Source organism: Pelagicoccus sp. SDUM812003, from assembly GCF_031127815.1.
Lineage (GTDB): Bacteria > Verrucomicrobiota > Verrucomicrobiia > Opitutales > Opitutaceae > Pelagicoccus.
Genome location: NZ_JARXHY010000003.1, coordinates 48,607 through 60,042 on the forward strand (window position 1 = coordinate 48,607; position 11,436 = coordinate 60,042).

An 11,436-nucleotide genomic window follows, 5' to 3' on the forward strand; every position below is an offset into this window, starting at 1 on the left:
ACAAAGCAAATCTGATTATGTACCCTAAGACTCTCGCATTCCTTAAGCCTGCTTTGGCGTCGTTGCTGCTTGGATTGATCCTCGCCACGGGAGCCAATGCGGTAGAACCCATCCTGCGCCCCGATGGCATCGTCTTTCCGGCCGTCCCGCGCGAAAACATCCAGACCGGCTCGGTGGAAGTGATGGTCGCGGTGGATGAAAACGGCGACACTGCCAGCGTGACGGTTCTCTCCTCGACGCATCAGAGCCTGGAGGACTCGGTCCTGGCCGCGGTCAAGCGATGGAAGTTCGAACCTGCCACCAATGGAGGCAGGAGCACTATCGGCATGTATCGACATGCGTTTCGTTTCGAGGATGGCCACTTCGTTTTGGACGACGCCTTGATCGCCGCTTTCGCGAATTCGACCGACGAACCGAAGATCCGGCCCGAGGGCATCGTCTTGGCCAAGCTGCCGCAATCTCTGGAAAAGGTTTCTGGCGTCGTGCAGTTTCAGGTGGCGGTCAATGGCGAAGGCCGCGTGGTCGACGTCGTCACCGCCTCGTCGACCGACGCCGCTTTGGAAGGCGTGGTCAAGAGCGCCGTCTCTCAATGGCGCTTCGATCCGGTGACCCGCGATGGGATGCCGGTCGGCGGTCTGTACCATCACACCTTTCGCTACGATGAGGGGCAGGAGCAGTTTGACGGAAAGCTTTGGCGCGTGCTCAGCGCCGCGTCTCATGTGCCCACGCTGCGGGCCGACGGCATCGTGCTGCCGGAGTTGCCTGAAGGGGTGAAGGCCAATGGCAAGACTGAGGTTCTGGTGGCTGTGAGCGGCGAAGGCCGCGTGGCCAGCGTGGTCTCGGTGGCTTCCACCGACGAGCGGGTGGCGAAGGCCATGAAGCAGGCCATCACCCAGTGGCGTTTCGATCCAGCTCTGAGCAACGGTCGCCCAGTGGTCGGACTTTATCGTCATGCCTTCACCTTCGAGGATGGCCGCTATGTTCTGAGCGACGAAATCTGGAGCGCGTTGAGCCGGGATCCGGTGGAGCCGGAACTACTCCCGGTCGGTTTGGACCTGCCGAAACTGCCGCGTTCCTACAGCGACGCCACCGGAAAGATCAGCTTGATGGTCGCGGTCGATCTGCAGGGCCAGGTGGTAGACGTGATGGCCAACTCCGCCACTGACGAAGGCTTGGTGGAAACGGTTTCCGATGCGGTTGGCAAGTGGCGTTTCCGTCCTGCCGCCCGCGGTGGCGAAGCGGCCATCGGGCTGTTCGAATACGTTTTCCGCTACGAGGATGGCGAACCGCTGATCGGACCGAAACTTTGGAATGCCATGCGCCAGTCGATGACTGCTCCCGAGCCGGTGGCCAAGTCCGAGCCGGTCAAGGAGGAGCTCCCTGAACCGCAGGTCGAGATCCTGCCTGAGCCGGAGCGCATTCCCTTGATGGGATCGCATCCGGTCAACGCTGATCCCTCCATCAAGGACCTGAAGGATTCCGGGTACGAAGTGTTCCGGGCGGTCGAGCCAGAGCTCCCGGCCGAGCTGCGCGGCATTTCTGGATACGTGAATCTGGTTTACGATCTGACGGCTCGCGGTTCCTCGCCTGCTATCGTGGTAGAAAGCTACAGCCACGAAGAGCTGGTCGAGCCGGTGATTCGGGTGGCTCACCGTTGGCGCTTCCAGAGCGATGGACGCGGCCAGGCCGGAAAGATCCGCGTGCCCATGGTGTTCAACGAAAAGCGCGATACGCGCTACGTTTTCGATCGTCTGGTCGACGCTGACTTCGGAAATGTGGATACCAAGCCCAAGCCCATTCGCCGCTACGTACCGACCATACCAGCATCGCGTCAGAACGCCAGCGGCGAGGTGCAGGCCCTCATCGCGGTGGACACCTATGGTTACGTGACCGCGGTCGAGATCGAGAACGGACTGGACCGCCGCGTGGACAACGAAGTGGAGGAAGCTCTGTACCGCTGGAAGTTCGAGCCCGCTGCCATCGCCGGACGGGCGGTGGACTGCAAGTTGCGTCTGAATCTTAAGGTGAACAACGGCCTCGCCTCCATCGAGGCGCCTCGCGTCGACACCGTGGCGGAGGCCCTGAGCTCGCCACAGCCGAGAATCAATACCAGCGACCCGCGCAACCATGGATTCGTGCTATTGCGCCTGCGCGTCGACGAACGAGGCTTCGTTACGGACTCGCGCGTCGTCGAGAGCACCAACGATCGTCTGGATGGTCCAAGCTTGGAAGCGTCTAAGGACTGGCGCTTCACCCCGGCCCGCGCTGGAGGCAAGCCAGTGGCCTCCACCGTTTCGGTACCCTTCATTTTCTCCAGCGACGGTTAAGTCGCGGACAATGTAATTGTTTTCTAGATACTGAGATCAAGACGGCGAGCCGTGGCACGGTTCGCCGTTTTTTTGTCGATAAGAATGGGGCGACCGCATGAGGTTCGCCAGTCCGATCGCCGTATTCAGGATCTTAGTTCATGAACTCGGCATTGGTCACGCGCTGGACTTCGTCGAGCGTGGTGAGTCCGAGCAAGGCCTTTTGCAGGCCGTCCTCGCGCAGGGAGCTGAAGCCGATGCGCCGCGCTTCGTGCACGATGGAGTGCAGGGGGGCGGAGTAGGCGATGAGCTCGCGCATGCTTTCCGAGACTTCGATGATTTCGTGCAGGGCCACACGTCCTTTGAAGCCGCTTTTGAAGCAGTGCTTGCAGCCGCGACCGCGGTAGAAGGTGACGGCCTCGCTGAGGCTTTCCTCGGTGAAAAACTGCTGCAGCACCTCGCGCTTCGGCTGGTACGCCTCCTTGCAGTGTTCGCAGATCTTGCCCACCAGTCGCTGCGACATGACCGCGTTGAGGGAAGGGGCGACGAGATGTGGATCGACTCCGATTTCGATGAGACGGATGATGGCTTGGGCGGCGCTGTTGGTGTGCAGGGAGGTGAGCACCAAGTGACCGGTCAAGGCGGCTTCGGCTGCGATGTTGGCGGTTTCCTCGTCGCGAATCTCACCGATGAGCATTATGTCTGGATCCTGGCGCAGGGCGGAGCGCAGGAATCGAGAGAAGTCCAGGTTGATGTTGTGCTTCACCTCGAAGTGATTGACCCCAGGGATTCGATACTCGACCGGATTCTCGATGGTCATGATGTTTCGGGAATCGTCGTTTAGGTATTCGATCGCCGAATACAGTGTGGTCGTTTTTCCGGAGCCGGTTGGACCGGTGGTGATGAGGATACCGTTTGGACGGGCGAGGGCGGTGCGGAAGCGAGTCAGGTTGGTTTTGGAAAAATGGAGTTCGTCGAAGGTCGGCAAGCTCTTCGCTCCAGCGAGGCCCAGGATGCGCAGCACGGCTTTTTCGCCTTCGATGCCGGGGCAGGTGGATACGCGGAAGTTTTGTTCGAAGGAGCCGATGGTGAGGGTGAAGCGGCCGTCTTGAGGCATGCGGGTATCCGCGATGTCGAGCTCGGACATGTACTTGATGCGCACCATGAGAGCTCGATGGATATGGGTGGGCACCTCGGCCAGAGGGCGTAGGTGGCCATCGATGCGCAGGCGAATCCGGGCCGCGTTGCGCGTTGGCTCGATGTGGATGTCGCTGGCTCGCTGCTTGAAGGCCGAGTAGAGGATGCGGTTGGTGATGTCGATCAGGGCGTTGGCCTCGACCAGGTTGGTAAGGGCCTCGCGATCGTCCGCGGAGGCTTTGACGGAGGCGGTGTAGGCTTCCAGCTTCTGCAGGGCTTCGTCGAAGGATAGATCCGCGTGGTAGAACAGGTCGATGGCGTGCTCGATGTCCTCAGCGTGTGAATACACGGGGCTGATGCGGTATTGCAGAAGGCGTTCGAGCGACTCGATGAGCTGGAGGTTGGTCGGATCCTCCATAGCCATGGTGATGTGGTCGTTGATCTTGTACAGGCCGATGGCTTTGATCTTGCGAGCCATATCGATCGGGATGCTACGCGTCTCTTCGCAGGTGATGGATATGGACAGCGGGTTGACGTAGGTGGTGCCGATGGCCCGGGCCCATATTTCGCCGATGGGGTCGCGACGTACGATGCCTTTGTCGATGGCGTCGATCATCAGGCCGCTGTGGTCTTGGCCGTGCTTGCCGACCAAGGCGCTCAGAATGGTGGGCTCGATCGTTTCTAGGTCCTCCAGCAGCTGGATGAACTTATCGCATCTTATTTCGCGCATTGAGCTTTTCCTTGATGTTGAAGACTTGCTTGATCGATTGCTGGTCGACCAGCTCGCGGGCCGCGAAGGAGATGTCGAATTCGAACTCCACGTTGCGCTTCATTTCTTTCAGGTCGTACTTGATGGTGAGATCGGCCAAGCTTCTCAGCTTGGTCGGCTGGGCGGACGAGGGCGCTCCGTCGAGGGGAGCGGGCGAGGAATCGCTTTTGATTTGTTCCGACATAGGAATTTGGATACGAGCTTAGGTCTGGCTTCTCAGCGCTTCGATGACTTCGGAGATCTGTGCTTTGATGTCTTCCGAGTCCTGGGTTTTCAGGATGTAGTAGATGGCTCCGCTGTGGTTGCTACGTTCGATGGCGTCGCGGGTGGACACGGCGGTCATCATGATGACGATGGCGTCCGGATTGATCTCCATGATGCGTTCGAGGGCGTCCAGGCCGTTCATCATGTTCATGTTGATATCCATGAGCACGATATCGGGCTGGTACTCCTTGTAGGCTTCCACGGCGTCCATGCCGTTTCGCATCAGGTAGGACTTGGTGATGCCGAGCTCGACGAGGAGAAACTTGAGAAAGGTGCGCATGTGCGCCTCGTCGTCGGCGATCAGGGCGGTGAGCTCTTTATTCATCGGTAGCGTGTTTTGGCAGAGTGAAGGAGAAGCAGGCTCCTCCCTCGGGCAGGTTGCGGGCGGAAATGGCGCCATGGTGGGCTTCCACGATGCAGCGGCAGACGTAGAGGCCGAGGCCGTGGGAGCTTTCGCCGGCGGTAGTTTGGTTGGAGGTCTTGCTGAATTCCTTGAACAGTTGCGCGAACTCGTCGACCGGAATGCCTGGGCCCTGGTCCGATACGGAGATGCGGATGTGGTCGGTCTCATCGGCTGCGGTGATGGTGACGGCGGTTCCGGAGGGGGAGAACTTGACCGCGTTGGTGATGAGGTTGTCGATGACTCGCGTGAGCAGTTTCTTGTCCACGGGGGCGCGCAATTCGGGGGGGCATTCCTCCGCCTTGATTTCGATCTGCTTTAGGTTGGCGGATCCGGAGTGGAGGGCGCGGGCGAGCTGCAGCAGGGGTCCGATCTCTTCTTCCACTCGGTTGATCCTGTTCAGGGAGCTCTTGAACTTGGAGACTTCCATCAGTTCCTCGACCAAGGTCAGCATGGCGTCGGAGCTCTGGTTGATGGCTTCGATGAGCTCGTTTTGCGTTTCGTTGAGCTTGCCGAAGATTTCCGATTTCAGCTGCTTGGACAGTCCGCGGATGGAAACCAGCGGGTTTCTCAAGTCGTGCGAGGCCACCCCGAGGAACTTGGTCATGGTCTGGTTTCTAGTGTCGAGCGTGTGTATGACGTTTCGGTCTTCGCGGCGAAGCCGGTACTGCACGATGTGGTGCTGGGCGCGACTGGCGATTTCGAAGGGTTGCAGCGGTTTGATGAGAAAATCGCAGGCTCCGGCGTCGAAGGCCTTGCCGAGCAGTTCCGGGTCGGAATGAGCGGTGAAGAAAATGACAGGGATGTCCTTCAGCTCCTCGTCGGCCTTGAGCCGGATGCAGAACTCCATGCCGTTGATCTCTGGCATGGAGACGTCGCTCATCACCAGCTCAGGCTGGACATCGCGGATCATATCGAGGGCTTCGATGGCGGAAGACGCTCCGAAGTAGCGGTAGCCGAGCTTTTGCAGAATGGTTTTCACCATGAGGTGCACCACGGGGTCGTCGTCGACGACCAGAACGGGGGTGTCGGTGACGTCGTGGAGGTCTTGATGGGACAAAGTGTTTATACCGATGGAATCCATGGGTGAAGGTCTTGAGTTGGTTGCCGTTGGTTCCTTGTGGAATCGACTCTAAGGGGCCTGTGTTTAGCTCCTCGCGGCTTTTGGGCGGAGCCTTCGCCAGAGGTGCGATCAGGCGGCGCCGTGTTTCGAATCGGCGAGGCGCGACGGGGTCGATCCTGCTTGGCCGTTTAGAAGATGGGATGCGCAAGCCACAGAACCACAGGGCTTTGGAGAAATGAGGCGAGCGCGAGCGCGAGCTGGAAAGAGATGTGGCAAGGGGCTTCGAGCGGGTGGGGCTGAGTCGAAAGGGCGTGGATCCATGCCCGGGACATACGGGGAATTTTTGGTAAAAATCCGACGTAAGGACATCACCTTAGACCACTAGCTAGGAAGGAATCCTCACCCTTAGCCTTGCCGTCGTTTTCGGATAGCGATGGGTGCTGGACGCGAAAAAGCCCGTCCTTTTTTGGGGACGGGCTTTCGGAAAAGGGTGTGGCGGTCGCTCCTAGTAGAGCTGCTCGTCGAGGAGGGCGAAGAGCTCCGCCTCGGTGATTCTCTTTTGCTCGGTGGTGTCGCGGTCGCGCAGGGTGAAGGTCTGGCCTTCCTTTTCGATGGTGTCGAAGTCGATAGTGACGCACCAGGGAGTGCCGATTTCGTCCTGACGGCGATAGCGGCGGCCGATGGCGCCGGAGACGTCCCAGAAGACGTTGTACTTGCGCTGCAGCTTCTCGTAGAGCTTGCGGGCGAAGTCGACCAGCTCAGGCTTGTTTTTCACCAACGGGAGCACCGCGACCTTGTACGGCGCGATGCGCGGATGGAACTTGAGCAGGTTGCGCTTTTCGCCGCCGATCTCGTCCTCCGCGTAGGCCGCGGTGAGGATGGCCAGCAGCACGCGGTCCACGCCAAGGGATGGCTCGATGACGTGGGGCACGTACTTCGACTTGGTGGCTTCGTCGAAGATCTCCATGGACTTGCCGGAATGTTCGGCGTGTTGGGTCAGGTCGAAGTTTCCGCGGCAGGCGATGCCCCAGAGCTCCTGTTCGCCGAATGGGAAGTGGAAGGTCAGGTCGGTGGTGCCCTTGGAGTAGTGGGAGAGCTTTTCCTGCGGGTGCACGTCCTCGCCGATCTTTTCCGCGGGGATGCCCACGGAGACCAGCCAATCCTTGCAGGCGTCGATCCATTCGCGGTGGCCGGCTTGCCAGTCCGCGTCGGGGGAGATGAAGTATTCGATCTCCATCTGCTCGAACTCGCGGGAGCGGAAGATGAAGTTGCGCGGGGTGATCTCGTTGCGGAAGGCCTTGCCGATCTGGGCGATGCCGAAGGGGATTTTGACGCGGCCGGTGTCGACCACGTTCTTGTAGTTGGCGAAGATGCCTTGGGCGGTTTCCGGGCGCAGGTAGGCGGTGGCTGAGTTGTCGCTCAGGGCGCCGACCTTGGTTTCGAACATGAGGTTGAAGTCGCGCGGAGCGGTGAGGCTGCCCGGCTCGCCGGTGGCGGGCGAGGGGATGAGGGCGTATTCGTCCGGAGTGGCCTCGGTGTAGTCCTTGAGCACGATGGGCTCGAGTTCGCCTTGGGCGGCGGCCTTGCGCTTGAGCTTGTCCGCCTTTTGCTCGGCTTCGGCCTGCATGTTGGCGTCCTCCAGCACGGAGACGTAGCCGATGGTCTTGCCGTCGACCTTGACCGGGGCGAAGAAAAGCTGGTCGGCCCGGTAGCGCATCTTGGACTCCTTGCAGTCGACCATGGGGTCGGAGAAGCCGCCCACATGTCCGGAGGCCACCCAGATCTTGGGGGACATGATGATGGAGGAGTCGAGTCCTACCACGTCGTCGCGGCGCTGCACCATATCCTTCCACCAGGCGTCCTTGATGTTCTTTTTGACCTCGGCGCCGAGGGGGCCGTAGTCGAAGAAGCCATTGTACCCTCCATAGATTTCGGAGGATTGGAAGATGAAGCCCCGGCGCTTGCAGAGGGCTACGATGGAATCCATGGAAACAGTGGAGGATGCGTCGTCTTTTGACATAAGGGCTACTGAAATGATAGGAGGGCGGGGCGTGGTCAATGAATAGTGGCGAGCGTGGGGCGATTAGTGCCGGTTTTGCGGGTGGTTTCGCCCCTTTGGGCGGCCGAAAGGCTTATGGAACAGGAAGAAAGGCGACCGGGCCGGCCAAGAACGGGGCTGTTTCCAAATAGGGGTTGCCAAGCGGAGGGGGATGATCTTTCTCTTCCCAATTACAAAGCTATCAACCTTTTCTCAACATGTCGGAACTTGAAGGAAATTGCCTCGTATGCCAGTCGGGAGGACCCACGGCAGTCATCAATGCTAGCCTCGCTGGGGTGATCGAAGAAGCGCTCAACCACGAATGCATAGAGGAGATCTACGGAGGTCTCAATGGCGTGGTCGGCGTTCTCAACGAAGACTTTGTCGATCTCGCGGCCGAGTCGCAGCAGACCATTCGCTTGCTCAAAACCTCCCCTGGCTGCGCCTTGGGGACCTGCCGTTTCGCATTCAAGAAACAGGAGGACCTGGAGCGGGCCCTCGAGGTGTTCAAGGCCCACAACATCCGCTACTTCTTCTACATCGGCGATAGCGAGTCGATGGCCATGCTGGACAAGCTCGACGAGCTCGCCAAGGCCTCGGGCTTCGAGATGCGCATCATCGGCATCCCCAAGACCATCAACAACGATATCTCCGGCACCGACCATTGCCCGGGCTACGGCAGCGTGATCAAGCACGTGGCCACCACGGTGCGCGAGATGGCTCGCGACAACGAAGCCATCGGCGAAGGCGACTACGTGTCCATTTTGGAAGTGCAAGGCCGCAACGCGGGCTGGATCGCCGCTGGCGCGTCCTTGGCCAAGCGCCGCGATCATCCGCACGATCCGCCGCACATCATCATGCTGCCGGAGGTCGCCTTCGACACCGAGAAATTCCTGGCCGACGTTCAGCGGGTGCTCTCCAAGGAGAAGTTCTGTCTCATCGTGACTGGCGAAGGCTTGGTCGACGCGGACGGAAACTACGTCGCCCTCGGCTCCACCAGCACCGACGCCTTCGGTCACGTGCAGCTCGGCGGCACCGGCGAGTTCCTGCGCAGCTTGATCGAGAGCCGTCTCGGCGTGAGCGCCCGTTCCAGCAAGCTCGGCATCGCCTCGCGCGCCGCAGCCCACTGCGCCTCCAAGGCGGATGCGGAAGAAGCCTACCTCGCTGGTCAGGCCGCGGTCACTCAAGCGGTGGAAAACGGCAAGAGCGGCAAGATGATCACCCTGCAGCGAGCCGAAGCTGACAGCTACAAGTGCGAAACGGGCTGGGTCGATCTGGTGGACGTGGCTTCTTCCACCAAGCAGCTGCCCACGGATTGGATCAACGACGACGGCATCAGCATGAATTTTCCGTACGTGAAGTACGCCACGCCGCTCATCCAGGGCGAGCTGGAGCTGCATTGGGAAAACGGTTTGCCGAATTTCGCTCGCTTGAAGGGGGCCCGGGTCGACAAGCTGCTGGCCGCCTACGAGATTTAAGCTCTCGAGCCAAGCGCCCGGCTGATTTTCAAACCCTCTCGTCTCTTGTTAGGCGGGAGGGTTTTTCATTGCGGAGGCAAGCGGGTGAGGTTCAGCTAGACCGGTCGTCTTCCTGACTTTGAGCGCGATCCCTTCGACAGTGAAACCACTCCCACCTTGGCAACGCCCTGAGCGCTGGCTGGCGTTTGTGCTGACGTTCCTCGGGGTCTGCTCCTTTCTGGCCATCGTGCCGGTGAGCCACGAAACGCGCTTGCTGGAGGAGGCGGCGGGCGCCGCCCTGAGCAGTCAGGAGGTTTCCTTCATGGACACCCTGCGCGAGGGGGCCCGCGAGCTACGGGTGAACGGGCACTGGACCTCGCTGCTGCCTCCCTTGATCGCGGTCATGGTGGCGGCGTTTTTCCGTACTTTGGTGGGGGCGCTGGTCACCGCTTGGGTGGCGGGCTCCTTGCTCGCCTACGGGCTCAATCCCTTGGCTACCGCGGTGCTGGGGACGAACGATTTCCTGATCCAGCCCGCGACCGGGCAATTCAGCGCCCTGGTGATACTTTTCCTTTTCTCCCTGGTGGGCATGGTGCAGGTCATGTCTCGCAGCGGCGGGCTGAGCGGTCTGGTGGGCAAGATGGGCAAGGTGGCGAATTCGCGTCGTCGGGCCAAGGTGGCGATCGGTCTGGGCGGCTTGTTCCTGTTTTTCGACGACTATTCGAATGCGGTGGTGCTCGGCACCACGATGCAGAAGCTCTCCGATCGCTGGAAGATCGCCCGCGAGAAGCTGGCCTATCTGGTGGACTCCACCACTGCACCGGTGGCTGGCCTGGCTCTGCTTTCCACCTGGGTGGCCTTCGAAGTCTATTTGCTAGGCGACGTTTCGGTACAGCTCGATATCGAGCTTTCTGGATACGGCATGCTGGTGGAGATGCTGCCGATGCGATTCTATTGCATCGGGACCTTGATCTTCCTCTTCCTCAACTCCGCTACCGGGCGCGACTTCGGTCCCATGCTGCATGCGGAGCGAAGAGCGTTTCGCGAAGGCAAACTAATCGCGGACGAGCATCAGTCCATCGGTATCCAGATGCGAAGTACGGAAAAGGAGGCGGTTGAGGCTCCCGATCGCTGGTACAACGCGGTGGTACCGATCCTGGTGCTGATCGTTTGCATCGTGGCGGGTATCGTGACGCTAGGGGCGATGCGTATGGAGTCTTCCGGAGACATCTTCTGGTGGCTGTCTTCCCATGACTGGAGAGCGGCCTTCAGCGCTGCGGTTTTCGATCCAAGCGGCAGCAGCGACTTGGGGGCCATGCCGGTGCTTTTTGCTTCCGCCCTGATCGCTGGCTTGGTCGCGGTGGCGATGCCTGCCATGCAGGGCGTGCTCTCGGTGGCGGAAGCGGTGAGCTCCTACGCCCGGGCTCTGCCCACCATGTGGATGGCGGTCTTCATTCTAGTGATGACTTGGTCCATGAGAGAGATTTGCCACACGCTGGGCACGGCGGACTACCTCATCGCTATGATGGGCGACAGCATGCCGGTCTACGTGCTGCCGGTATTCGCTTTCTTTTTGGCGGCTGGCATGTCTTTCGCCACCGGGTCGAGCTGGGGAGCGATGGGAATCCTCCTTCCCATCGTGATGCCTCTCGCCGTGCAGATGGGCGCGACGCAATCGGGAGAGTTGACCCTTTATCTTCTCACCGCGGCGGCCATTTTGGACGGAGCGATTTTTGGAGACCATTGTAGTCCGATCAGCGATACGACAGTGCTTTCGTCTATATCGACCGGATGCGACCACCTCGCCCATGTGAACACCCAGCTCTACTATGCCCTCGTCACGGTGGCCTTGGCCTGTGTCTTTGGCTATCTCATGGTAGGAAATGGAATTTCGATTTGGGCCTTTTACATCCTGTTTCCCATCACCGCCTTCGCGGTGTTGAGGCTGCTGGGCGAGCGATCGGATTTGGTCGAAGTAGACTAGAGCCGTTTTTCGTATACC

The 11,436-nt window shown here is 60.1% G+C and carries 8 protein-coding genes; 3 read left to right on the forward strand and 5 right to left on the reverse strand.

The features are described from left to right. Positions 1 to 17 precede the first annotated feature (17 nt). Positions 18 to 2,327: a TonB family protein gene (locus tag QEH54_RS04640; protein WP_309017466.1), complete on the forward strand. Its 2,310-nt coding sequence runs from the start codon at positions 18 to 20 to the stop codon at positions 2,325 to 2,327. A 133-nt stretch (positions 2,328 to 2,460) separates the two neighbouring features. Here QEH54_RS04640 and QEH54_RS04645 read toward each other — a convergent pair whose 3' ends face one another. From QEH54_RS04645 to QEH54_RS04665, 5 genes are all read right to left on the reverse strand, one after another. Continuing rightward, positions 2,461 to 4,173, reverse strand: coding sequence for a GspE/PulE family protein (locus QEH54_RS04645; RefSeq protein WP_309017467.1), 1,713 nt, complete (start codon positions 4,171 to 4,173; stop codon positions 2,461 to 2,463). Further along, a complete protein-coding gene (locus QEH54_RS04650; protein ID WP_309017468.1) occupies positions 4,151 to 4,396 on the reverse strand; it encodes a hypothetical protein in 246 nt (81 codons plus the stop codon). Before QEH54_RS04650 ends, QEH54_RS04645 begins: the two co-directional genes overlap by 23 nt. Positions 4,397 to 4,414: 18 nt before the next feature. Further along, on the reverse strand, positions 4,415 to 4,801 hold the full coding sequence (locus tag QEH54_RS04655; protein ID WP_309017469.1) for a response regulator: 387 nt from the start codon (positions 4,799 to 4,801) through the stop codon (positions 4,415 to 4,417). After that, entirely contained in the window at positions 4,794 to 5,960 is a 1,167-nt protein-coding gene (locus QEH54_RS04660; RefSeq protein ID WP_309017470.1) for an ATP-binding protein, read from the reverse strand. Before QEH54_RS04660 ends, QEH54_RS04655 begins: the two co-directional genes overlap by 8 nt. 484 nt (positions 5,961 to 6,444) lie before the next feature. Continuing rightward, on the reverse strand, positions 6,445 to 7,959 hold the full coding sequence (locus QEH54_RS04665; protein ID WP_309017471.1) for a glycine--tRNA ligase: 1,515 nt from the start codon (positions 7,957 to 7,959) through the stop codon (positions 6,445 to 6,447). 236 nt (positions 7,960 to 8,195) lie between these two features. Between QEH54_RS04665 and QEH54_RS04670 the strand changes: the two genes are divergently transcribed. Both QEH54_RS04670 and QEH54_RS04675 read left to right on the forward strand, forming a co-directional pair. Continuing rightward, positions 8,196 to 9,455, forward strand: a complete 1,260-nt coding sequence (locus tag QEH54_RS04670) for a 6-phosphofructokinase (protein ID WP_309017472.1) — start codon at positions 8,196 to 8,198, stop codon at positions 9,453 to 9,455. A gap of 139 nt (positions 9,456 to 9,594) precedes the next feature. After that, a complete protein-coding gene (locus QEH54_RS04675; RefSeq protein ID WP_309017473.1) occupies positions 9,595 to 11,418 on the forward strand; it encodes a Na+/H+ antiporter NhaC family protein in 1,824 nt (607 codons plus the stop codon). The last annotated feature ends 18 nt before the right edge of the window (positions 11,419 to 11,436 follow it).